The organism is Enterococcus sp. FSL R5-0957, from assembly GCF_038008005.1.
In the GTDB taxonomy this organism is placed as follows: Bacteria; Bacillota; Bacilli; order Lactobacillales; family Enterococcaceae; genus Enterococcus_B; species Enterococcus_B faecium.
Genome location: NZ_JBBOYG010000001.1, coordinates 1,329,085 through 1,353,858 on the forward strand (window position 1 = coordinate 1,329,085; position 24,774 = coordinate 1,353,858).

Below are 24,774 nucleotides of genomic sequence, written 5' to 3' on the forward strand. Positions count from 1 at the left end.
GTCCACTAGTTCTAGACCACTATTTCCTACTATCCACTCTTTTGTATTCCTTTTAAATCAATTATTTCAAAATTAATCCATATTTTTATGAAAAAACTTTTTTGTATGATTAACCATACAAAAAAACCAGCATATTCCTTAATGACATGCTGATCTAATTGAGAAATAAAGTTTTTAATTCGTTCATTTTATTGCGGTTTGTCGTAAATAATTGGTTATCTTGGACTTTAGTGAATCGAAATCCAATGAACTAGTGGTAATCATTATGATAAAATCAACAGATTCTTGACGAGAAAAAGCAACTGGACAATTATTCAATTGAAGAAACAACAACATGGCAACAAGAGCAGTTCGTTTATTGCCATTATGAAAAGGATGTTTTTTAGCTAAATTAATTGCTAAAATTGCCGCTTTTTCATAGATTTCAGGATAGAGTTCTTGATTGAATACTGCTTGTGAAGGCTGTTTGACGGCCATATCTAATGCATTTGCATCTTTTACACCGATCATTTCGCCTGGCGAGTGACGTAAAATAACTTTCGCGTTGATTTTGATAATTTCTTTAGTCGAAAGATACCTCATAAATCAACCAAATCTTTTAACGCGTCTTCATATTGATTCATGATCGAATCAACTAATGAATCAATATCAGGTTCTTCTTGTGCTTTGATCATTCGTACAGAACCATCAGATTGAAAAACATAACTGATTGCGTCACCTGTCTGCACACCCATGAATTCTTTTACTTCTGGTGGGATAGTTGTTACATCGCTATTGCCAGATTTTCTAATTTTATACTTTTTCATTTTTTTCATATTTCGCCACCCTCTATACCATTCTCATTCTATAGTAAGTACATTATATCCAAGTATATACTTTTAATCAATGTATATACTTTTATTTTGCTTTTTCTTACGAAAAAATGACAAAGAAAAAAAGTTTGTGACATGACTTTTGTCACAAACTCTCGTATTCTTAACCAAAATATTGATAAAAAACTTGTGTAATAACTGGTAGAAAATAAATAATGATCATAGCCGCTACCACCATCAACAATTGTTTTCGCTGTTTCTTTCGCTTTAGCATGCTTGTCGTTTTATGAAAAAAATAAGTAGCGCTTTTAGCTCCTGCAGTCAAAGTCGATAAAATCAACGTTGGTGAATATGCTGTTTGATTGTGCGTCAATGACAACAACTTCGTCCCGTAATCAGGATACTTTAGAAATGCTTGGTACACAGCCACAATCGTAATTGCTCCCATAAGATAATTTAAAAATGAATGCACTTTTTTCAAATAAAAAAACTCCTTGCTATCTATATAAAATCAGCCTACCCCAACATTTTTGCTTGATGTTTCTTTGTTTCCATCAACTGCTTTTGTTCCACTGTTTTCGATCCAAGGAAAAGAAAAACCGATTGTCATATCTTCTTTTAATACTAAAACTGCATCGAATTTCCCTTTTTTACCAGTAAAACCTTTGACAACTTTACTTGTCTTTCCTTTTGAAAGCAAATCTCTGAGATTCGTTTTAGTCAGCTTCTTTTTAGCTACTGTTGGCCACAATTTGAAGTCGCATTCCGGATTCAAGCATGTAGCGATTTTAGGATAAAGCATGACTATTCCCTTTTTACATTTTGGACATCTTCCTAATTGATCGTTTTTCTTCTCCATCGCTTTTATCTGTCGTGTCCCGCTAATCTCATCTGAAAAGTCTACCTTGTCGATTTGATTAGGAACTTCTGCTAATAAATGTAGGATGAATTTTTTGATATTCTCTAAAAAAACAGATGGTGTCCCCTCTTGTTTACCAATTTTTCTCAAGTACCCTTCCCAGCGCGCAGTCATTTCTGCGCTCGTCAGTAATGGTTCATTGGCTACTGCCTTACAAAGAGTGATTCCTTTTGGCGTAACAGTTATTTCGTTTTTATTGACTTCGATGTAATGCTTCTGCTTAAGATTTTCAATGATATTGGCTCGTGTAGCTTCTGTCCCTATTCCTTCTACTTCTTTGAGAATTTCTTGCGCTTCATCATTATCCAGCGTTTTTCCCGCAGTTTTCATTGCTGTGATCAACGTTCCTTCGGTATAGGGTTTTGGAGGTTGTGTTTCTTTCTCCATACTTTTCAGTTCTACTTCTGCTTCTTCATTTTCTACGATAGGAGGAAGAGTCTGAGCTTCTTTCTTTTTTGACTTGATGCGTAAGATTTCCTGCCAACCTTGCTGTAATGGGATCTTTCCGATGCCTTTTAGCTTTAATTGCTGTACGCCCGTCATTACGGTCGTCTCTTCGTAGATATAATCTGCAGCAAACATAGCCACAGTAGTGCGCAAAACTTGCAAATAGATTGCTTGCTGTAATTTGGAAAGCTTCGCAAAGCGTGCAGGAGTCGGAATCGTCTTTGTCGGAATAATTGCATGATGTTCTTGAACTTTTTTCGCATCGACATATCGTTTCTTTGCTTTGATCTCAGTTGTCTGTACTTCTTCTATTCCTAAAAATTTTTTATAATTTTGCAGATGTTTAACCAGATACTGATGCTCATTTTCTGTAATGTAAAAGGAATCCGTTCTTGGATAGCTTAGAAACTTGCTTTCGTACAATCCTTGAGCAGCATCAAGTGTAGCTTTGGCACTTGCTTTCATTAGCTGATTCATCTTTGTCTGCAAACTAGATAGTGAAAATAAACGTGGACTATGCAACCTCTTTTCCTTTTTCGTAACTTCAAGAATCCGTCCGTTTTGCTTACCTAAATGCGCTCCAAGTTTTTCCATTTCCTTCGTTAACTCTTCTTGGGTTTTAAATGCTTTTTTTGGTACGATTTTTCCAGAAAACTGCCCTTTGTTTGTCGTAATTAAACCTTCTCCTTCAAAGTACGTTTCTTTTTTGAAGTGTTTGATTTCTTCTTGCAGCTGATAAATCATATAGAGTGTCGGTGTTTGTACACGACCAAGAGAAAAACTGCCATCAATCCCTTTTCGTTGAAGTAGCAAGCTATATAATGGACTTCCATTCATTCCAATCAGCCAATCAACGTTCTGCCTTGCTTGCGCTTCTTTATATTTTGGAAAATAGTTCTTCCCAGGTTGAAGATTCTTAAAACCATCATAGATTGCTTCTTTTTCAAGAGAATTGATCCACAAACGTAAATAGTTCTTTTCCTTAGAAAATGCGTTTGCTTGTCGAATAATCGACCACGCGATGGCTTCACCTTCTCGATCACCATCTGTTGCAATAATGATGGTATCAGCTGACTGTAACTCTCGTTTTACGATCGAAAATTGTGTACGTTTGTCCCTTGGAACTTCGTAACGGAAGGTTTCTGGGAAAATAGGCAAATTTTCTAACGACCATTTTGCCCAACGCTCTTCATAAGCTCCTGGAGCAACCATATCTACCAAATGTCCAAAACCATAAGTGATGGTTACTTCACCAGCAAACAATGGATCGCTGATTTCATAATACCCTTCATGTCGCTTTCGCTGTTGGAAGGTTTCGGCATAGGCTTTTGCTTGTGAAGGTTTTTCAGCTAGTATTACCGTCTTCATCTTCTGACCTCCGTTACTTGATTTTTGCGGACTTCTCTATTATGGAACATATTTTCGCATCTGGCAATAAAAAAAAGATACCGTATAGTCGAAATAGGCACAAAAAACATCAAGCAAACAAACGATATTCCGTTTGCTGCATGATGTTTCCAAAAAATATTCATCTTTAGCTGTCACTCTTGGTTGATCTGCCAGTTGATGCCAAATCGATCAGTTACCATCCCATACAATTGAGCCCACGGAACAGCATCCAGTGGCATCTCAATCTTACCACCCTCAGCTAAGCTTTCAAATAGGCGCTTCGTTTCTTCTTCATTTCTTGTCTGGATGACTAAAGAAACATTATTTCCCACAACTAATTCAGGACCAATTCCTTCTGGCGTATCTGCAAACATAACTAATGTATCATAAATGTTCAGCCGTGCATTCGTGATTAGATTTTTTGCTTCTTCTGGCAAGTTCATTTGTTCTATTCCAGGCATTTCACCGTATGTGGTGATACCTGATGCTTCAGTCTCAAAAACTTTTTCATAAAAAGCGATGGCTTCACGCGACTCATTTTTGAAGTTCAGATAGATATCCAATGTAAACAGCTCCTCTCTTGGTTAAATCTACCATAAGAAAGCGTTTTTTACGAGTGAATCGTTTGATTGATTCATGACAAAAGCCTTGCGCAGCTTCTTCTTGATCTTTTTTATGATCATTTATTCAAAAAATCTGTAATAGCAGATTGATTCATTTGATTATCAATTTCAAGAATACTGCCAGCATAATCACTTTGCCCATAATTCCACGAACCGTCTACTGGCACACTTATTCGATCAATGCCACCAGCTCCTCGTGCAATCGAAAAGAGGTTTTTCGTCAAGAACCAAGCAGTGACATCTGTGGATGTATACCCTAAAGCTTTACCAGCTGCATAAGGTGCACGGATCAGATTCAATGGATTCTTCAATTGGCTGAAAATAGCGTTCATTACTTGCTGTTGGCGTCTGACACGGCCAAAGTCTCCTTGTTCATCCATTCGGAAACGTGCGTACTGCAAAAGAACATGTCCATCCATCTTCTGGACCCCTTTTTTAATATCTACACCATCCAGATTCAGATCTTTTTCTGCATCGATCTTCACTCCGTTCATGAATAAGGCATCGATCACTTTTTCAAACGATTTGAAATCGACTTTCGCATAGTATTGACAATCGATTCCAAAATTTTCTACTAAAGTTTGACGCACTAGATCGGCTCCTCCGTATGCATAAGCTGAATTGATCTTATTTTGTCCTACCCCTGGGATCGTAACGAAGCTGTCACGCATAAAAGAAATCAGTTTCGGCTTATGGGAAGGACCATCCAACTGTAAGACCATGATCGTATCGGCTCGCCCGGCATCTTCTCCGCGTGTATCACTTCCAAGGATCAAAATATTATGCGCACCATTCGTCACTTTTTGCCCATGAAAGTTTTCTGAAGTCGCTGCCTCTAAGCTTGTGTCATGTTCAGCTACATATTTACCAATAAAAAATGAGATACCTGAATAAAGGATCAAAACAAGCAAAATCGATAGAATGATTTTTTTCCACGATCGCTTTCTTCGAGGTTTTAACGGTTTGTTCTTCTTTTGCCGATTGAAAAATTTTTTATTTTTTTGTTGTTCTTCTGCTCTTGGTGCATCTCTGTATATCTGTTGCTCGTATTGGTTCAAATGTTCAAATGAATGCTGCTCTCTTTCATAAATACGGGTAGCATCTTCCTTATTTTCCATACGCGTTCGTTTTCGTTCTCTTCTAGCAAAAATACTCCCCGTATCCCGCTTCAGAGGTTTCGCCTTCTTATGGATGTCCTTATAGCGATCCATCCGACTCATTGTGGTTCCTCCTCGTTTCTTACTGATAAATAAAGGATACGATAACCAATCGACAAAAGCCTATCATTTTTTGATAATTTAATAAAAAATAACGAAATAAATGCTTCGATACATAAAGGATTACTTTTCTTGAGACCGTTTATGCGAGAATAAAAGATCTTTATCTATTATCCTTTTTTAATCAAACAGCTTTTCAATCACATGGATCGGCATCTTTTCCTTTGTCCATAATTCAAACGCGATTGCTCCTTGGTAGATCAACATGCCAAGTCCATTGTATCCTTTTGCTCCTACTTTTTTTGCTTCTTTTAATAAACGTGTTTCTCTAGGTGCATAAATCAAATCAAAAACCGCTAGATTCTCATGCATCATGTTTATATCTAAGAGCGGTGACTGATCGATTTTCTTTCCCATCCCGATATCTGTTGCATTGACTAGAAGGCAGCTTTCTTTCAAGTCTTTTCTTAATAGATCCGTATCGGCAAAATCACAAACTTTTATCTCACAAGAAGTTTGATAGCTAAGTCGTTCAAATGTTTCTTTTACTTGAGCGAATGTTTGGTTGTTTCGTTTATAAACTACGATTTCCTTAGCGCCGCCTAACGCTGCTTGAACAGTGACTGCCTTTGCTGCCCCTCCAGCGCCCAGTAGAGTCATTTTTTTCTTTTTGACCGAAATCCCAGCTTCTTGCACGGATTGCATGAAGCCCGCACCATCGGTATTATAGCCAATCAAACGACCCTTTTCGTGCACGATCGTATTCACTGCTCCGATCAATTGTGCTTCCCGGCTTACCTCATCCAGATAAGGAATAACCGCTGTTTTATTTGGCATCGAAAGGTTTACACCTAACATATCAAAAGTTCGAATACTTTCGACTGCTTGCTTCAAATTCATTAAATTTACTTTGAAAGCTAGATACACCGCATCGATGTCGTTTGCTTCAAAAGCAGTATTGTGCATCAATGGAGATAAACTGTGAGAAGCTGGATCAGCAAAGAGCCCAGCTAATTTGGTTTGTCCAGAAATCATCTTATTCCTCCTTTGTTCTTACTTCAATAAAAAAAGCCACTTAGCGTTTGATACGAAAAAGTACGAAACGTCTAGGTGGCAAAGTAGCAAATTCTTTTCTCTTCGTTCACTTGTCAGAGCAAAGAATATTCTATTTAATTGTTAAAAATCATTGACTACGTGATCCTACAAAACACCCAAATATGTTCAATTGTTTATTGTTTTAAGTATAGGATGAATTAAAGGAAGATGTCAATGAGTTTTCAAGTCCTTCTACTGAAAGGGATTTTTCTGTCGAAATCAATCCACTACTTCTTCAAAGAACTGCAAAAGGTCGCCCATTGTCAAATGTTGCTTTTCTTTTTCAGAAAGATCCTGAACGATTTTCCCTTTTTGGAGTACGATCAGACGATTTCCGTATTTCAAGGCGTCTTCCATTCGATGCGTGATCATAAGACAAGTCAATTTTTGTTCATTGATCCGCTGATTTGTTAACTGCATTAATGCTTTAGCTGTTTTAGGATCTAAAGCTGCAGTATGTTCATCTAATAATAGTAACTCAGGAGCTGTGATCGTCGCCATCAGCAAGCTTAATGCTTGGCGTTGACCACCAGATAATTCACCCGCTGGAGTATCCAAGTGTTGCTCTAGGCCATTACCGACTTCTTGACATAGTCTAAAAAAATCTTCTTTTTGATTTTTCAAGTTACGTAAACGGAATTTCCGCTTTTGTCCTCTTTTTTGTGCAAGTAGCAGATTTTCTGCTACAGTCATCCGGGGAGCCGTTCCCATCTTAGGATCTTGGAAAACCCGAGAAAGGAATCGTGCTCTTTTTTCTTCTGAATCTTTTGTGATCAGCTGATCTTTAAAAGAAATCGATCCTTGACTGAGTTGAAGCGTACCAGCGATCGTATTGAACAGTGTGCTTTTTCCAGCACCATTCCCGCCAAGGACAGTGATGAAGTCCCCTTCTCTGATTGTAAGGTTAATTTCATCCAATAATACTTTCTCTTCATTCATTCCATTGTTTACGACTTTTCTGCCATTTTTGATTGTCAATATATCAGTCATTACTATGCCTCCTTCTCAAAACCCGTTTTTAAGTTCAGTGCTTTCTTCAATTGTGGGATCATCAGACAGATAGCTAAGATGATAGCGGAGAACAACTTCAGATAAGTCGTGTCAAACCCGAGTTTGATCACTACTAAGATTAATAACTGATAGATGATACTACCGACAACGATAGCAATCAATCTTTCTGCTAGCGTCAATTCTTGGAAGATCACTTCACCGATGATGATGGAAGCAAGACCGATGACGATCACGCCAATCCCTTTATTTACATCTGCATATCCGTCATTCTGGGCAATCAGCGCACCGGATAATGCAATGACACCGTTCGACAAAGTCAAACCTAAAATTTTCATACGATCGGTTTTTATCCCTAACGACCGAGCCATCGTTTCATTGTCTCCTGTCGCAATATAGCCTTGACCTAAATCTGTATTGAAGAAGAATAGCAGTACAGCAATCAAGATGCCTAAAGAGATCAAGCCAAGAAAGACTGTGTCAAAATAATTCGGTAACCCAAAGCGATGAAAACTGTCTTGTAGAATCGGATGGTTCAATAAAGAAAGATTTGGTGTTCGCATCACAAACAAAATAACTGAGTTCAATCCTGACATCACTAAAATCCCTGCTAAAATAACCGGTATCTTTCCTTTAGTATAAAGTAGCCCCGTAACGATTCCTGCTATCATGCCAGCACCTACGCCTAATAATGTAGCTACAATCGGCGCTATCCCATGAGTAATAGCTGTCACACAGACAGCAGCACCTAATGGGAAGGACCCTTCTGTCGTCATATCAGGAAAGTCTAAGATCCGATAAGTCATGAAAATTCCTAATCCTAATATTGCCCAAAGCATGCCTTGTGAAATAGCTGATACGATCATTTGTCATCCTCCTTAGATGTTTCTTGCTGCGAGTCATCTGTAATGATTTTGGCTTTTTCCTTCATCGATTGAGGAATAGTGATTCCCAAGCGATCAGCTTGAGATTGATTGATCACTGTATCCCCTTGATCAAATGTATAAACAGGCGTCGTTTCCGGTTTTTCTTTTCCGCTCGCAAGTTCTGCTGCCATCTTTCCGCTTTGAAGCCCTAATTGATATTGATTGATCCCAATTGTTGCTAGTCCACCTTGTTCCACCATTGTATTCACAGATGGAATGACGGGGATATTTGCTTTGTTTGCTTCTTTTACCACTGTTTGCATCGCATTGGCAATGGTATTATCTAATGGAACATGGATAAAATCGACTTGTCGGCTCATCACTTGAACCGTTTGTGCAATCTCATTAGTGGAAGGCACCGCATATTTTACTGATTCTAACCCTTCTTTTTTTGCAGCTTCTTCTGCTTGTGCTACTTGGTATTTTGAATTATCCTCTGAAGAAGCATACAAGATTCCGACTTTTTTTGCATTTGGCAACAAATCAGAAGCAAGCTTGATTTGTGAAGCAACAGGCGGCTGATCAGAAACACCTGTTACATTACCACCAGGTTTCTCTAAAGAAGCGACTAATCCAGCCCCCACAGGATCCGTTACAGCACCTAACACAACTGGGATCGATGAAGTCGTGTTTGCTAATGATTGAGCGGCAGGTGTTGCGATTCCAATCAAGACATCTGGATCAGATTGTACTAGCTGTTGACTCATTGTGGCTAGCTTGCTCTGATCGGCTTGTCCATTTTGAAATCTGATCTCAAGATTTTCTCCTTCTTTTAATCCTTCTTCTTTCAGACCATCTTTGATTCCTCGATAAATCTCATCTAATGCCGGATGGCTCACGTATTGCAATACCCCAACAACTGTTGTTTTTTTTGTCTGGTTCGTCGAAGTACTTTCTTTTTCGCCTGAGGCTTTTCCATAAATAAATGCACCTGCTAAATAAACTAAAATAATTACTACAACTGTTATTAAACGTTTGTTTTTCATTTTTTTCCTCCTGCAAAGTCAATCTTTTTATTTATTATAATCAGGCAAGTATCCAGTCTAAAAAAAGACAATGGCCAAAGCGGTCATTGTCTTTACACAAAAAACCGCATAGATTCTCATCTATGCGGCAGTCAATGTTCATGTCTAGCATAGATACAAGCTTTAGAAATGCACTCTAAAAAGTTGTATCTATGGGAAAGTCTCACCATTAATACAACTTATCTACGCCAGCTGCGCCAATTTTTTTTGTTTTCTGCTGAAATACGTTTTGATAAGTTCATTACAGGTCACCCTTTCCTTAAGAATTGATTTAAGTCTAATCGAATTTTTGAATTCCGTCAACTATATTTTTCATTTTTTTCATTTGTTATTTTGAAGATCAAACATCACTTGTTCTGATAATTAAAAAATAGCGCTATATAGACCCACCGTTTCATCACGCCAATGTCTCAATTAGCAATCTCGGAATTTCGGGAAGTTACTCCCGTTCTATCCAATTCTTCTTCTAATTGTTTGATATTGGCTAACGGAAGTCGATTCAGTTCAGGGATCAACTCCTTATCAAAATCAGTTATTCCTCCCTTACCCGCAGTTATCCGATTTGCTTCTTTTCCTCCATCAAAGAAAATAAATGTCACTTCATCCGTTCGTATGTTATATTTTTGTTCCAGTTCATGTACATTATAAACGATCGGATAATAAAAGATCGGTCGATTCAATTCTTCCATAAGCTCGGGATCATTAAAAACATCAAGCATGTCCTGATAGGTTTTCCCGTTCGGTTTGCTGAACATCACCGATATCGCCGGGCTTTGTTTGATTTTCTGATCAGCTTGGCTGTAATCAAAAGGTTTCAATTTGCTGGTTGGTATGGACGAATAAACGAGACTATTTACTTGCTCTTCTCGGATTTTTTCCGGCAATAAAAACATTGCAACTGTTAACAGCAATGATAAGATGAGCAGAAACACAAGACGTCGAAAATACTTACTTGGATTTTCTGCGAATGACACTGAGAAATGTTCATTCATTTCTTGTACTCTCGATTTAACTACTTCCCAAATAACAAACACCTTCTTTTCTACTTTTTCTCCTATTTTTTATTATACCTAAAAATTTGGATTTCAACGATAGAAACACTGTTTTTTATGTAATTAGTCCAAGATTTTTCTAGACTTTTGCTTTACTATTCGGCCAAATTGGTTTTTCTTCTTTTTTTCGTTATAATGAATATACTTATGAAAAGAAATGAGGAATGAACCATGTCCTTTGATGGTGTATTTACCCACGCGATGGTCAACGAATTGCGTGAAACGTTACTATCTGGCCGGATCTCGAAAATCCATCAGCCTTATGAAAATGAAATCGTGCTGGTGATTCGTTCACGCGGCAAAAACCATCGATTATTATTATCTGCGCACCCAAGTTATGCTCGTGTACAGATTACCAAAATCGATTATCAGAATCCTGTTAATCCGCCTAACTTCGTGATGATGCTTCGAAAATATTTGGATGGCGCTATTTTAGAAGACATCGAACAAATCGAAAATGATCGAGTGATCCATTTCCACTTTGCTAAACGAAACGAGTTGGGTGATCTACAAAATATCATATTGATCGTTGAATTAATGGGACGTCATAGTACGATCGTCTTAGTTAATCGAGAAACTGGAAAAATACTGGATGCGATCAAACACATTGGAAGCTCTCAAAACACTTATCGTTCTTTGCTTCCTGGTGTAGAATATGTTGCTCCGCCAAAACAAGAAGTCTTGAACCCATTTAGCTCCGAGAAAGAAAAAATCTTTCAGCGGATTTCCCAAACTGAACTAGAGCCAAAATCAATCCAACGTCAGTTTCAGGGAATCGGTTTCGATACCGCTCAAGAGCTGACCAAAAGATTACTTGAACGTCCTAATGAAAAGATGGTTGTATGGGACGAATTTTTCTCAGCCATCAGCCATCAGCCTATTCCTACTTTTTACGAAACGGAAAATAAAGATTTTTTCACACCGATTGCTTATCAGGTATTGTCCGAACAAGCATCTGCTGTAACAGCTTATCCAACACTCAGTCAATTATTAGATAGCTATTATCACGAAAAAGCAGAGAAAGATCGGGCAAAACAACAAGGCGGAGAACTGATTCGAAAAATCGAAAATGAACTAAAACGAAATAAAAATAAATTGAAAAAACGTGAACAAACACTCAAAGAATCCGAAAACGCTGAGAATTACCGTAGAGATGGCGAACTACTTACTACTTTTCTGACACAAGTACCACGGGGCGCAAAAGAAGTTGTTTTACCTAATTATTATGAAGAAGATCGGCCAATCAAAATAGCACTAGATCCGGCATTGACACCAAATCAAAATGCACAGAAATATTTCCATCGTTACCAAAAGCTGAAGAACGCTGTTAAGTTGATTGGCGAACAAATCCAAGAAGCCAAAGATGAAATTCAATATCTTGAATCTGTCTTATCTCAACTGGAAATTGCCGGCCCAATGGATATCGAAGCAATCAAAGAAGAATTGACTTCAGAAGGATACCTGAAAAAGAAGAACTTAAAAAAACAAAAACGTAAGAAACCATCTCAGCCTGATCAATACTTTTCTTCTGACGGAACGCTCATTCTTGTTGGTAAAAACAATCTTCAAAATGACCAGCTGACAATGAAGACAGCTAAAAAAACCGACTATTGGCTTCATGCAAAAAATATACCCGGTTCGCACGTCATCATTAAAAGTGACAAGCCCTCAGATGAAACAATTACAGAAGCTGCCGAGTTAGCTGCCTATTTTTCAAAATACCGATACTCTGCCCAAGTGCCGGTTGATCTTGTACAGGTAAAGCATATCCGAAAACCAAATGGCGCCAAGCCTGGTTATGTTATTTATGAAAACCAAAAGACGATTATCGTGACACCAGAAGAAGAAAAAATTACAGCTATGAAACAAAACAGGTAATCAATGAGTGTTTCTAGAATCATATTTGCGTACTTTCCCACAACAGCAATTAGTTATAAATTGTTTGCTACAAAAAGAGGAGTTGTGACAAAATTCTGTCACAACCCCTCTTTTTTGATTAACGGTGTTCAATAAACAGCGTTCTCATCTGCTTTTCTTAGCTCTGCTGGTCCAGTAACCGAGTAAGCTCTTTGATAAATCTTTGAGCGATTTCACTGAGCGGACGTTTCGCCGAATAAATGATATAAAATTCATTTAGTTCGCCTTCTGCCAAAGGGATTAACCGCAAATGCTCGCGAATCCCTCCAATCACAATACCAGATCCTGAAGCGTAAGCATCAGTTTCAAGAACGATATTCATCAAAGTACCTCGATCACTCGTATAAATCACTGTTTCTTGATCAGGGATCTCGATAAGGTCTTCATAAAAATACGGGAAATTATTTCCATCCTGTGTAAAACGAACTTGAGGATAAGATAACAATTCTTCTTTGGTGATCTCTGCGTGTTCAGCTAATGGATGTCCTTGCCTTAAAAAAATATGCGTTTTGAATTTTCCAATGCTGCGGCCACTTAGCTCTCCTTGTTGTAAATATCTTCTGATACCAGCTTGATTATGCTCATTCATATAAATAATGCCGATCTCACTGTGCTGCTCTTTGACTTCTTCGATCACTCTCGCTGTTGTCGTCTCCATGATCCGAAATTGTTTGATCTCGTCTTTGAATTCCTCGAGTAGCTGTGCGGTCAAAGGACCTAAGAAATCATAATGCTGGGCAGCGATCGAAAAATTGTCTCTCTTTTCACTCGTTAGATAGTGAGTTTCTAATGTATCAAGCTGGACCAATATTTTCTCGGCACGATTTAAGAAGTCTTGCCCTTCTTCTGTTAAATATGCCCCTCGATTCGTTCGAGTAAACAGCGTGATCCCTAACTCGGTTTCTAATTCTTTGATACCAGCTGAAAGACTTGGCTGGGAGACAAACATTTTCTTTGCCGCTTCTCTGAAACTACCATTGTTTGCTACAGCGACCACGTATTTCATCTGCTGGATATTCATTGCTCAAACTCCTCGAAATAATAAATTTCTCTTCCATTCAAGGGCTGGATTGGTCGGTTGTTCGGTCGAGCATACTGACCATCGAAGGGGAGAAGAAACTCTTGGTTCAGTTTTCCTACATGATCCATTACAAACCATTGGATTGGCCCGCTGGTAGGCGGAGTTGTCAATGAGCCAATATAATGGAAATGGCTTTTTTGCTCCGGAAAGAACACATCCGGATTTACCCAATGCTCATGTTTTTCTAAGTTCCAACTTTCCCCATTTTCTTGATTATACAGCCAACCTTCCTGTTCCATTAGCTGGTACATGACACCCACGACTAGATTCTCTTTTTTGCTGTTCATATGAACAAAATGAAATTCAATATCTTCCTGTTTTCCGTTGATGATATGTTCAGAAGGCAAGTGGAAATGAATATCTGTCAAATAATAGCGTTCTTTCTTGAACTCTACATAACTGAGTTGGTCAAAAGGTACTAAATGAATCGTGTTTTTGAATTCCTTGTCAGTAAACCGTTGCTTTTGATAATGAAAGGAAAGCGTGTCTCCTTCTATTTTGGTTTCTTCCCCCTTGGTCAAATGAATAGGCGACTGCAATGGAAATTCCGCACCTCTCGCAAACCAATCACATAAACTCGCCCAATTTTCCGGACCTTTGTCTCCAGAATAGCCCCATTCGACATCCATATTCTTTTTCAACTATACTTCCCCCTGCATCTCATATCATTTTTATTTTTCTTCTTTCTTTACAATCGTTGAGACGGTTTCTAAAAACGCCTCTTTTCCATAAAATTCCTGGTTCAATAGTTCCGGAAATATCTCTTTAAAGAAATACTGAACAGAAGGCCGATGTTCAAAGCTTTTAATCGTAGTCACTGCCTCAATGAACATCTCCTTATAAACTTTTTCCGGGTTATTTTTGATGATTTCATCAAAAGATTCATAAAGAAGGTCAACCTTATCTGAAATGGCTAATAGTTCTCCTTCTACGGTTTCATCTTTTCCTTCGAACAACCGACGGCGATAAACTTCTTGGAACTCAGTTGGAATCTCTTGGTTGATGAATTCGTCCGTCATCTTTTCTTCAACTGTTTGCAGCATCCCTCTTAACTCTTTGCTTGCGTATTTCACCGGCGTTTTGATATCACCAATAAAACGCTCTGTGTAGTCATGATTCAATGATTTTTCATAGAGCAGTTTCCAATCGATCGGTTGTCCATTCGCTTCTTCAATGTCTCCTAGAACTTGCGCAATAGATGCTACACGATACGAATGTGCTGCTACTGTATGCTCTGTATATTTAAAAAATCCAGGTGCCCTTGTGATCGTCTCTAAATTGTTCAATCCTAAAATAAATTCATTCAATCCCATAAAAGTTACCTCCCTTTGAGATTTCTTTTTCCGAATATCATATCATTAAATAACTGATATTCGCAACATTTCCGCTCTTTACCATTTTTGAAACAGCTCCCTTACCAAAAAATAGAGAAAATCTATATATAATAGAAAAAAGAGAAGAGATTATTCTCTTCTTTCTGCTAACCAGTCTTAGAAAAATGAATTTTAAAAAAATCAAAAACTGATCACGATAGAAGTTTCTTTTCATACCTGATGAAAAGATGCTTCTCGCAATCAGTTTTTGGATTTTTGCTATTCCAATTGATGATTCTGGAGACACAAATCGGATTTCTCTATCTTCATCAAGCGCGCTTAAATCTGCCAATTTTCAGGATCTTTTTTCCATTCTTTTAGCAGAGTTAATTCTTGCTCATCGATATAACGATCTTCTAAAGCTGCTTCAATCAATACAGAATAATTGGTCAACGTCATAAGAGGGATTTCGGCTTTTTCGAAATTTGCTTTTCCTTTTGGCAACTCATACGTAAAGATAGCCGCAACACCAAGGATATCCGCACCTTCTCTTTTTGCTGCTTCAGCTGCTTCCAAGACACTTCCGCCTGTAGAAATCAAATCCTCGATCACAACCATCTTCTGACCTTCAAATATACGTCCTTCGATTTGGTTACCTTTCCCATGATCTTTCGGCTTACTTCGAATATAGACCATTGGCAAATCCAGTATTTCCGCTACCCATGCGGCATGAGGGATTCCTGCTGTTGCAGTTCCAGCAATCACTTGTACTTCAGGGTAAGCTTCTTTGATTTTGCTTGCTAATCCTTTTGCGATCTCTTTTCGGACTTTTGGATAGCTCATCGTGATTCGGTTATCACAGTAAATTGGGCTTTTGATTCCACTTGCCCATGTAAAAGGATTACTTGGATTTAAAAATACTGCTTCAATTTCTAATAAGTCTTTTGCGATACTTTGTTCAACATTCATTTTAGGTTAGCTCCATTCTGTTTGAATCGTTTGATATGCTTTATAAGGATTAGTTGACTGAGTGATTGGTCGACCTATAACGATAAAAGTTGAGCCGATCTCTTTTGCCTGAGAAGGTGTGACTACTCTTGTCTGATCTCCTGCGACTGTTCCTTCTGGTCTTATACCCGGAGTTAAGCAAACAAATTCGTCTCCTGCCATTTCTTTGATCGCTTCTACTTCCCAAGCAGAAGAAACCACACCATCTAATCCTGCTTTTTTGGCACAGCTAGCATAATGGATCACACTTTTTTCTAAAGAAACTTCGATTAGTTGATCGGCATGCATTTCTTCTTCACTTGTAGAAGTAAGCTGAGTGATAGCTAGAAGTAGCGGACGTTTTCCACCTTCTGGAGTCCCCTCTTCTAATCCTCGCATTGCCGCCTCCATCATACGAATACCGCCAGCGGCATGAACACAGGTGAGATCAACACCAAGCTTTGCCAATCCCCGCATTGCTTTTTCGACCGTATTCGGAATATCGTGAAGTTTCAGATCTAAAAATACATTATGACCAGCCTCTTTTAGATAACGTACGATTTCAGGTCCTTCTTGGTAGAACAATTCCATTCCGATTTTCACAAACAATTTTTCTTCTTTCGGGAAAAATCGAAGAAAGTCTTCTACCTCTTGCCTAGTTGAAAAATCTAATGCAATAATTGGTCGTTGGTCTAGTTGATTCATCGTTCACGTTCCTCTCTCACTTCTTTGATTAATCTTTCCAGCGATTCGATGCCTAGTTCGCTCATTCGGACAGGGAGCTCTTTAATTAGTTTAGGACAGATATACGGATCGGTGAAATTCGCGGTCCCTATAGCTACAGCACTTGCTCCAGCCATAAACATCTCAAGAACATCATCCACTGTCTGCACGCCGCCCATCCCAATGATTGGAAGGCTGGATATACTTGCTACTTGGTGAATCAAACGAATAGCGACAGGCTTGATTGCTGGTCCGGAGAGTCCACCTGTTTGATTGGCTAAAATCGGTTTTCTTGTCTTAAGGTCAATCCGCATACCAAGAAGAGTATTGATCATCGTAAACCCATCTGCCCCTCCAGCTTCGATTGCCTGAGCGATTGGAACGATGTCTGTTACATTTGGGGACAATTTGACATAGACAGGAACAGAAGAAACTTTCTTTACTGCTTGTGTTAATTGAAAAGCAACATCAGGATCTGTTCCAAAAGCAATTCCGCCATGTTTGACATTTGGGCAAGAAATATTCAGCTCGATTGCTTTCACATTTGGCGCTTCGCTAATTTTGCTACAAACTTCTACATAGTCTTCTTCACAAGCACCAGCAACATTTGCGATGATGGGTAACTCATTGTACTCCTCTAATTCTGGAAGAAGTTTATGCATAACAACGTCTAGACCAGGATTTTGCAAACCAATTGCATTCAACATGCCAGATGGTGTTTCCGCCACTCTTGGCGTGGGATTGCCAAAGCGGGCATTTGGAGTCGTTGCCTTGACCATGATCGATCCAAGCTGATTCAAATCATAGTATTTTCCGTATTCTTTGCCAAAACCGAAACAGCCGCTTGCCGGCATGATAGGATTTTTTAATTCTAGACCGGGGAGCTTGACTGCTAAAGGATTCTCATTCATATAATTACCTCTCCTATTTTAAAAATCGGTCCTTCGTCACAAACTTTCACACTTTTTGTTCCTGTTTCATCTTCCGGCGTATGACAAACGCAAGCATAGCAAGCCCCTATCCCACATGCCATGCGGGATTCTAATGATAACTGGACATTTTGATGCGAAGAAAACAGCTGTTCCACTGTCTTCAATAACCCGTTTGAACCACATGCAAAAACAGCTGTAGGTTCCGTCTTCGTTCCTAACAATAAATTACCGACATTTCCGTGCATACCGTATGTTCCATCGTCAGTAGCGATTCTTGTTTCTCCTAGACGATTAAATTCTTTTTCATAATAAACGACTTCATGTGTGGCAAAACCTAAAAAATGCGTTGGCTTAATTCCTTTTTCGACTAACTGTCTTGATAACTCATATAGAGGAGGGACACCGATTCCTCCACCGATTATAAATACTTCGTCTCCTGTATGAAGATTGGACAAATCAAAACCATTGCCTAAAGGACCCATGACATCTAAATGGTCTCCGGCAGAAAGAGTAGAGAAGACTCTAGTCCCCTCACCTTCCACCCGATAAATGATACGGCAAGTATTTGTTTCGTGGTCGATATGATTCAAGCTAATCGGTCGGCGTAATAGCAAGTCTGCACGCGGCACGAGAATATGCAAGAACTGTCCTGGTTGCTGCATTTCTTTTACTAGATCACCTTTCAATGTCATTTCAAAAATCTTTGGTGCCAGCTGTTTTTGCTGAACGATTTCCATCATTTCTTGTTTCATCTGTCCCCTCCTGCAACGGTTTTTCGTCTTTTTGTCTTAACATGTGCTCGCCGTTAAATAGGGTTAGTTGAAAAAGCACGGGATTCCATCACTCGAACGATCGCATCTGCTGTGTCTAAAGAAGTAAACAATGGAATACCATGTTCAACTGCTTCTCTTCGGATGATGAAACCGTCTTTAGAAGCATTTCCCCGATCTTTATCAATCGTATTGACAACCACTTGTGTTTTACCATCTCTTATTAAGTCGACTACATTTTTTTCTGCTGCTTCCTCAGAAATTTTCGCTACTGTTTCAACGACCAGACCATTTTTTTCAAAATAAGCAGCTGTATGTTTCGTTCCTATCAGACTATAGCCAATTTCTGTAAAACGTTTAGCTAATTCTAGTGCTTCTTCTTTTGTTTCGTCCGCAATCGTAAATAATACGGCTCCATATTCAGGCAAGTGTAATCCAGAAGCTTCGAATGCCTTGTACAAAGCTTTGTCTAATTGTCTGTCAGATCCCATTACTTCTCCAGTCGATTTCATTTCAGGCCCTAAGTAAGTATCAACTTTCTGCAATTTCGTAAAAGAAAAGACAGGTGCTTTAACATGAACTTCTTTTGTTTCTGGATAAAGTCCGTTTTCATAACCAAGTGTCTTTAGCTTCTCTCCCAAAATAGCTTTCGTCGCAATTTGTGCCATTGGAATTCCTGTCACCTTACTTAAGAATGGAACAGTCCGACTTGCTCGAGGATTGACTTCGATCACATAAACATCATTTTCATGGATGACAAACTGGATATTCATCATCCCGACACAATTCAAACCTAATGCTAAGCGGATCGTGTAATCTTCGATCGTTTTCTTGATCGATTCAGATAATGTTTGAGGTGGATACACAGCCATTGAATCCCCTGAATGGACACCAGCACGCTCAATATGCTCCATGATCCCTGGGATGAGTACTGTTTCACCGTCACAAATCGCATCCACTTCACATTCACCGCCAAGCAAGTAACGGTCCACTAGTACTGGATGTTCTGGAGATGCTTTCACGGCATGTTCCATGTAATCTTCTAAATCTCGCTGGTTTTCAACGATTTCCATCGCACGTCCGCCTAATACATAGCTTGGACGAACAAGAACTGGATAACCAATTCTCGAAGCGATAACCACGGCTTCTTCTTTACTTGTAGCAGTATCCCCTGAAGGTTGAGGAATATCCAACTCTTTCAGCGCTTGCTCGAATAAATCACGATTTTCCGCACGATCCAAGTCTTCGATCGTTGTCCCTAAGATTTTTACACCAGCAGCAGTCAAAGGTTCGGCTAAGTTGATTGCTGTCTGACCACCAAATTGAACGATTACTCCTATCGGCTGTTCTAGCTCGATCACATTCATCACATCTTCGAAGGTCAATGGCTCAAAATATAATTTATCCGAAATAGAAAAGTCAGTCGAAACTGTTTCAGGATTGCTGTTCATGATGATTGCTTCGTATCCTGCCTGCTGGATTGCTTTGACAGAATGCACAGTCGCATAGTCAAATTCAACCCCTTGTCCGATACGGATAGGACCAGATCCCAGTACTAGAACTGAGTGCTTTTCTGATCGTGAACTTTCATTTTCATATTCATAGGAACTATAAAAATAAGGTGTTTTTGATTCGAATTCCGCTGCACAAGTGTCAACCATCTTATATACAGGAATCAAATCATTTTCTTTTCTCATCTGGCGAACGGCTTCTTCGTTTATTTCCCACAGCTCCGCCACTTTTTTGTCTGTAAAACCGTTTTGTTTCGCTGTTTTCAATATCTTGTCATCCAACGGCTGCTGTTTCAACTGCTGTTCGATTTCTACGATATGCAACAGTTTATCTAAAAAGAATAAATCGATTTTTGTCAAATCCGCTAATTCTTCTATGGTGTACCCTCTTCTAATAGCTTCAGCTACATAAAACAGGCGATCATCTTGTGCTCGAACCACTTTTTGGATTAGGTCATCGTCCGTGATGTCTGCCAACTCAGGAAGTTCGATATGGTGTGTACCGATTTCTAAAGAACGCACAGCTTTCAATAAAGACTCTTCGATATTCCGACCGATAGCCATCACTTCACCAGTTGCTTTCATCTGCGTGCCTAAAAGCCGTTCTCCGTTTTCAAACTTATCAAACGGCCAGCGAGGAATTTTAGCTACAACATAATCTAATGCAGGTTCAAATTCTGCAAAAGTCGTTCCTGTAACAGGATTTTTCATTTCGTCTAATGTTAATCCAAGCGCTATTTTAGCAGCTAGCTTAGCGATCGGATAGCCAGTCGCCTTACTTGCTAACGCAGATGAACGAGAAACACGCGGATTGACTTCAATCACATAATAATTAAAACTCTGTGGATCAAGAGCGAGTTGGACGTTACAGCCTCCCTCGATCTTAAGTGCTCGAATAATCGAAAGAGAAGCATCACGAAGCATTTGATATTCATGGTCAGACAATGTTTGACTAGGGGCAAATACGATAGAATCACCTGTATGGATACCCACTGGGTCAAAATTTTCCATATTGCAGACAACGATTGCATTATCAGCCGAATCTCTCATCACTTCATATTCAATTTCTTTAAAACCTGCAATACTTCGTTCAATCAAACATTGGGTAGCGGGGGAAAGACTTAATCCATTTTCTGATACGATACGTAATTCTTCTTCATTTTCACACATACCTCCACCAGTTCCGCCTAAAGTAAAGGCTGGACGAACGATGACAGGATAGCCGATTTTATTTGCAAAATCTACAGCTTCTTCTACTGTATTGACGATTTCAGACTCGGGGATTGGCTGATTCAATTCTTTCATCAACTGTTTGAATAGATCACGATCTTCTGCTTGATCGATCGCAGAAAGCTTTGTTCCTAGAAGTTCTATGTTCAATTCTTCTAAAATACCTGATGCTGCCAGCTCCATTGCCATATTGAGGCCTGTCTGTCCGCCTAAAGTTGGAAGGAGAGCATCTGGACGCTCTTTTCGAAGAATCCTTGATACAAATTCAAGTGTGATCGGTTCGATATATACTTGATCTGCCACCTCTTTATCCGTCATGATCGTCGCAGGATTAGAATTTACTAAAACCACTTCATATCCTTCTTCTTTTAAGGCAAGGCAGGCTTGTGTTCCTGCGTAGTCAAATTCTGCGGCTTGACCAATGATGATCGGACCAGATCCAATCACCATAATTTTCTTGATATCTGTACGTTTCGGCATCTGTTTACTGCTCCTTTCCTGCGTCCATCATTTCCATAAATTCATCAAATAAATGTAGTGCATCATGCGGACCAGGGGCAGCATCTGGATGAAACTGCACACTGAAAGCGGGATAATCTCTGTGTTTGACTCCTTCTACTGTTCCGTCATTTACTTCTACATGAGTTACGATGAGTTTTTCTGGATCAATCGTGGCTTCATCGACTGCATAGCCATGATTTTGAGAAGTAAAATCAATTCTTCCGGTCGCTACTTCTCGTACCGGGTGATTTAATCCTCGATGTCCGAATTTCATTTTATAGGTATCTGCACCGTTGGCTAAAGCAAATAACTGGTGACCGAGACAAATACCAAAAATCGGTACTTTTCCTTGGATTTTTTTGATCATTTCGATTGCTTCTGGCACATCTTTTGGATCACCAGGTCCATTCGTCAGCATGACTCCGTCTGGTGATAGCGCTAAAATCGTCTCGGCATCTGTGTTATAGGGAAGTACTGTGAGGTTACAGTTTCTTTTACTCAATTCTCGTAAAATACTATGTTTTAAGCCGAAGTCAATGACAATGACTTTCCGACCTGTCCCTGGACTTGGATAAGGTTTGTTAGTTGAGACTTGCTGCACTTGATTGGTTGCTAGAACGGTTGCTTTCAGCTGATCAAATGCATGTTCGAAGGAATCTCCAGCATCAACGATACTAGCTTTCATCGTTCCGACTTCACGGATTTTGCGAGTAAGGGCGCGCGTATCGATACCTGATATTCCAGGAATTCCTTTTTGTTTCAAAAATGAATCTAGCGTCATTTGGTTTCGCCAGTTTGAAGCTACACGTGCATGTTCTTTTACTACTACTCCTTTGCATGTTGAAGAAATCGATTCATAATCATCTCTATTTACCCCATAATTACCCACCATAGGATAGGTAAATGTAATGATTTGACCGTTAAAACTTTGATCAGTGATAGTTTCTTGATAACCAGTCATACTTGTTGTAAAAACGATTTCTCCGAAGACACTAGCATCTGCACCAAAAGCCTTTCCTTCGAAAACTGTTCCATCTTCTAATATAAGCAAACGTTCCATACTTTTATTCTCCCTTCTGCCACACAAGTTTTCCGTTGACAAAAGTCATTTGTGTTTCGCCTTTTACTTTCCAGCCGATAAAAGGTGTATTCTCCCCTTTTGATAAAAAGTCTGCTTTATCGATCGTGCAAGTTTGTGTAATATCAAAAACTGCTACATCAGCGGGGGCACCAACCGTTAGCGTTCCTGCATTCAAACCAAAAATCTCAGCCGGTTTAACTGCCAACCAATTGATCACTTGTTCCAACGTGAATCGACCAGTTTCTACAAAATGAGTATAGATCAGTTGAAATGCTGTTTCGCTTCCTACGATACCAAATGGTGATTTCATGAAACTTTGGCTTTTTTCTTCTAATCCATGGGGGGCATGGTCTGTAGCGATGCAATCGATCGTACCGTCAAGCAAGCCTTCGATCAAAGCTTCTCTGTCCTCCCGTCCTCTTAGCGGCGGGTTCATTTTCCAAAAGCCGAAATCTTCGGGAATATCTTCGTCGATCAAAATAAGATGATGGGGTGAAACTTCTGCTGTTACGTGGATTCCTGCTTTTTTTGCGTCTCTGATTACACGGACACTTTCTTTAGTAGAAACATGGCAAACATGGTAATGAACACCAGTTGCTTCAGCTAGCAACAGATCTCTAGCAATTTGAGAAGACTCGGTTACGCTTAAGATCCCGGGAAGACCAAGTTCTTCTGCCTTCTTGCCAGCGTGCATAACGCCGCCAAATAATAAAGATTCATCTTCTGTATGGGCTACTAGTGCTTTATTGTTTTTTGCAGCTTCTTTCATAGCCAGATACATCGTCCCAGCTGTTTGGACACCTACACCGTCATTTGTGAAAGCAAAAGCACCTTCTTCAATCAGTGCTTCTTGATCAACTAATTTCTCACTTCGCAGATTTTCTGTGATTGGCGCATACTGCAATACCTTCACAACTGCATCTTTTCTAATGATGTCATATACTTGTCTCAGCTTTTCTGCCGTATCAGGTACAGGATTTAAATTCGGCATCGCGCATACAGTAGTGAAACCGCCACGAGCAGCTGAGCGAGTCCCAGCTTCGATCGTCTCCTTGTATGTAAATCCTGGCTCTCTCAAATGAACATGGACGTCCACTAAACCAGGTGTGATCAATTGTCCCTTTGCATCAAACACTTCATCAAATTCGGCTTCTGAGAATCCTGTACCGATTGCTTTGATTCGCCCATCTTCTATCCAAATTTCTGCTGGTGTCGTCATATTTTTTCGTGTATTGATCTGACCGTTTTTAATGAGTGTTTTCATTTTTTCATCCTCCTATAATTACGCTTTTCCATTTAGCACTGCTTCTAAGATTGCCATTCTGACGAATACTCCATTGCTCATTTGCTGAACGATCCGCGACTGTAATCCTTCCACTAATGAATCGGCTAATTCTACATCGCGGTTAACTGGTGCTGGGTGCATAATGATTGCATGTTTTTGCAACTTCTTCGCACGCTCAACTGTTAACCCATGTTCCTGATGGTAGCCTTCTTTTGAGAAACTTTCTTTTCCATCATGGCGTTCGTGTTGCACCCGAAGCATCATCATGACATCAACTTGATCTAGTAGTTCATCCAATGGCATATAATGTCCGTACACTTCGAATTCATCGTCGTACCATTCTCTAGGACCTGAGAAGAATACTTGTGCGCCTAGACGTTTTAACATCTGCATATTGGATTTAGCTACGCGAGAGTGAGTGATATCACCTACGATGGCAACTTTCAGTCCTTCAAAATGTCCAAATTCTTCATAAATGGTCATCAAATCAAGCAAGCATTGGGTTGGATGCTGTCCGCTTCCGTCTCCTCCATTGATAATCGAACACTGGATTGTTTTACTTTGTATCAGTTCGTCATAATAGTTCTCATCACCATGACGGATAACCGCTACGTCTACGCCTAATGCTGACATCGTCAGTACTGTATCGTATAGTGTTTCCCCTTTTTGGACAGAGCTTGTGCTTGCTTCAAATTCAATCACTTCTAGCCCTAGTTTTTTCTCCGCTACATCGAAGCTTTTATGTGTGCGAGTACTATTTTCGAAAAAGAGGTTTGTAGCAAAGTACTGGCGCTTTTGAGGAGTCCAATTAGCACCTTGCTTGAATTCCTGCCCTCTGCGGATCAAGCCCATAACTTCTTGATCAGTAAGTGCCTCAACGGTCAATAAATGCTTTAAGCTGATACGTTCTGATTTGATGATCATAATGTT

Annotated in this window: 24 protein-coding genes; 1 reads left to right on the top strand and 23 read right to left on the bottom strand. The window is 39.4% G+C overall.

From position 1 onward, the window contains the following. Positions 1-183 precede the first annotated feature (183 nt). From MKX69_RS06400 to MKX69_RS06450, 11 genes are all read right to left on the bottom strand, one after another. Positions 184-582, bottom strand: coding sequence for a type II toxin-antitoxin system death-on-curing family toxin (locus MKX69_RS06400; RefSeq protein WP_192453562.1), 399 nt, complete (start codon positions 580-582; stop codon positions 184-186). After that, positions 579-815, bottom strand: coding sequence for an AbrB/MazE/SpoVT family DNA-binding domain-containing protein (locus MKX69_RS06405; RefSeq protein ID WP_002289715.1), 237 nt, complete (start codon positions 813-815; stop codon positions 579-581). Before MKX69_RS06405 ends, MKX69_RS06400 begins: the two co-directional genes overlap by 4 nt. Positions 816-975: 160 nt before the next feature. Further along, positions 976-1,260: a hypothetical protein gene (locus MKX69_RS06410; RefSeq protein WP_179189392.1), complete on the bottom strand. Its 285-nt coding sequence runs from the start codon at positions 1,258-1,260 to the stop codon at positions 976-978. Between the two features lie 63 nt (positions 1,261-1,323). Further along, the gene (topB, locus tag MKX69_RS06415) at positions 1,324-3,546 is read right to left on the bottom strand and encodes a type IA DNA topoisomerase (protein WP_341009389.1); all 2,223 of its coding nucleotides are present in this window, start codon (positions 3,544-3,546) and stop codon (positions 1,324-1,326) included. A gap of 173 nt (positions 3,547-3,719) precedes the next feature. Then, positions 3,720-4,130, bottom strand: a complete 411-nt coding sequence (locus MKX69_RS06420; protein ID WP_002299733.1) for a VOC family protein — start codon at positions 4,128-4,130, stop codon at positions 3,720-3,722. Positions 4,131-4,246: 116 nt separating this feature from the next. Beyond that, positions 4,247-5,410: an LCP family protein gene (locus MKX69_RS06425; protein ID WP_341009391.1), complete on the bottom strand. Its 1,164-nt coding sequence runs from the start codon at positions 5,408-5,410 to the stop codon at positions 4,247-4,249. Positions 5,411-5,587: 177 nt separating this feature from the next. After that, positions 5,588-6,442 (bottom strand): shikimate dehydrogenase, encoded by an 855-nt coding sequence (aroE, locus tag MKX69_RS06430; protein WP_341009393.1) that lies wholly within the window; start codon positions 6,440-6,442, stop codon positions 5,588-5,590. 279 nt (positions 6,443-6,721) lie between these two features. Then, the gene (locus MKX69_RS06435; protein WP_002309294.1) at positions 6,722-7,492 is read right to left on the bottom strand and encodes an ABC transporter ATP-binding protein; all 771 of its coding nucleotides are present in this window, start codon (positions 7,490-7,492) and stop codon (positions 6,722-6,724) included. A 2-nt stretch (positions 7,493-7,494) separates the two neighbouring features. Continuing rightward, entirely contained in the window at positions 7,495-8,376 is an 882-nt protein-coding gene (locus MKX69_RS06440) for an ABC transporter permease (protein WP_341009396.1), read from the bottom strand. Further along, the gene (gene trpX / locus MKX69_RS06445; protein WP_341009398.1) at positions 8,373-9,422 is read right to left on the bottom strand and encodes a tryptophan ABC transporter substrate-binding protein; all 1,050 of its coding nucleotides are present in this window, start codon (positions 9,420-9,422) and stop codon (positions 8,373-8,375) included. The genes MKX69_RS06440 and trpX overlap by 4 nt, the downstream gene beginning before the upstream one ends. Before the next feature lie 449 nt (positions 9,423-9,871). Next, entirely contained in the window at positions 9,872-10,495 is a 624-nt protein-coding gene (locus MKX69_RS06450; RefSeq protein WP_341009399.1) for a hypothetical protein, read from the bottom strand. A 189-nt stretch (positions 10,496-10,684) separates the two neighbouring features. Between MKX69_RS06450 and efbA the strand changes: the two genes are divergently transcribed. Further along, the gene (efbA, locus tag MKX69_RS06455; protein ID WP_341009402.1) at positions 10,685-12,391 is read left to right on the top strand and encodes a fibronectin-binding protein EfbA; all 1,707 of its coding nucleotides are present in this window, start codon (positions 10,685-10,687) and stop codon (positions 12,389-12,391) included. A 157-nt stretch (positions 12,392-12,548) separates the two neighbouring features. On the opposite strand, the gene MKX69_RS06460 is transcribed toward efbA, so the two are convergent. From MKX69_RS06460 to MKX69_RS06515, 12 genes are read right to left on the bottom strand one after another with little or no spacing between them, the layout of a single operon-like run. Next, complete coding sequence (locus MKX69_RS06460; RefSeq protein WP_002288888.1) at positions 12,549-13,451, bottom strand: LysR family transcriptional regulator; 903 nt, start codon at positions 13,449-13,451, stop codon at positions 12,549-12,551. Further along, a complete protein-coding gene (locus MKX69_RS06465) occupies positions 13,448-14,140 on the bottom strand; it encodes a carbonic anhydrase family protein (RefSeq protein WP_172436436.1) in 693 nt (230 codons plus the stop codon). Before MKX69_RS06465 ends, MKX69_RS06460 begins: the two co-directional genes overlap by 4 nt. A gap of 42 nt (positions 14,141-14,182) precedes the next feature. Further along, on the bottom strand, positions 14,183-14,824 hold the full coding sequence (locus MKX69_RS06470) for a YfbR-like 5'-deoxynucleotidase (RefSeq protein WP_024635180.1): 642 nt from the start codon (positions 14,822-14,824) through the stop codon (positions 14,183-14,185). Positions 14,825-14,861: 37 nt separating this feature from the next. After that, positions 14,862-15,176 (bottom strand): hypothetical protein, encoded by a 315-nt coding sequence (locus MKX69_RS06475; protein ID WP_002288892.1) that lies wholly within the window; start codon positions 15,174-15,176, stop codon positions 14,862-14,864. Next, a complete protein-coding gene (gene pyrE / locus MKX69_RS06480; RefSeq protein ID WP_341009406.1) occupies positions 15,164-15,793 on the bottom strand; it encodes an orotate phosphoribosyltransferase in 630 nt (209 codons plus the stop codon). Before pyrE ends, MKX69_RS06475 begins: the two co-directional genes overlap by 13 nt. Positions 15,794-15,799: 6 nt before the next feature. Further along, on the bottom strand, positions 15,800-16,516 hold the full coding sequence (pyrF, locus tag MKX69_RS06485) for an orotidine-5'-phosphate decarboxylase (RefSeq protein ID WP_002299720.1): 717 nt from the start codon (positions 16,514-16,516) through the stop codon (positions 15,800-15,802). Next, positions 16,513-17,445: a dihydroorotate dehydrogenase gene (locus MKX69_RS06490; RefSeq protein WP_002337698.1), complete on the bottom strand. Its 933-nt coding sequence runs from the start codon at positions 17,443-17,445 to the stop codon at positions 16,513-16,515. The genes pyrF and MKX69_RS06490 overlap by 4 nt, the downstream gene beginning before the upstream one ends. Beyond that, positions 17,442-18,218, bottom strand: coding sequence for a dihydroorotate dehydrogenase electron transfer subunit (locus MKX69_RS06495; protein ID WP_341009408.1), 777 nt, complete (start codon positions 18,216-18,218; stop codon positions 17,442-17,444). Before MKX69_RS06495 ends, MKX69_RS06490 begins: the two co-directional genes overlap by 4 nt. A gap of 53 nt (positions 18,219-18,271) precedes the next feature. Continuing rightward, positions 18,272-21,457 (bottom strand): carbamoyl-phosphate synthase large subunit, encoded by a 3,186-nt coding sequence (carB, locus tag MKX69_RS06500; protein ID WP_341009409.1) that lies wholly within the window; start codon positions 21,455-21,457, stop codon positions 18,272-18,274. 4 nt (positions 21,458-21,461) lie between these two features. Then, on the bottom strand, positions 21,462-22,538 hold the full coding sequence (locus MKX69_RS06505; protein ID WP_341009411.1) for a carbamoyl phosphate synthase small subunit: 1,077 nt from the start codon (positions 22,536-22,538) through the stop codon (positions 21,462-21,464). 4 nt (positions 22,539-22,542) lie between these two features. Continuing rightward, on the bottom strand, positions 22,543-23,823 hold the full coding sequence (locus MKX69_RS06510) for a dihydroorotase (RefSeq protein ID WP_002306761.1): 1,281 nt from the start codon (positions 23,821-23,823) through the stop codon (positions 22,543-22,545). Positions 23,824-23,841: 18 nt separating this feature from the next. Then, a complete protein-coding gene (locus tag MKX69_RS06515; protein WP_002288872.1) occupies positions 23,842-24,768 on the bottom strand; it encodes an aspartate carbamoyltransferase catalytic subunit in 927 nt (308 codons plus the stop codon). Between the last annotated feature and the right edge of the window lie 6 nt (positions 24,769-24,774).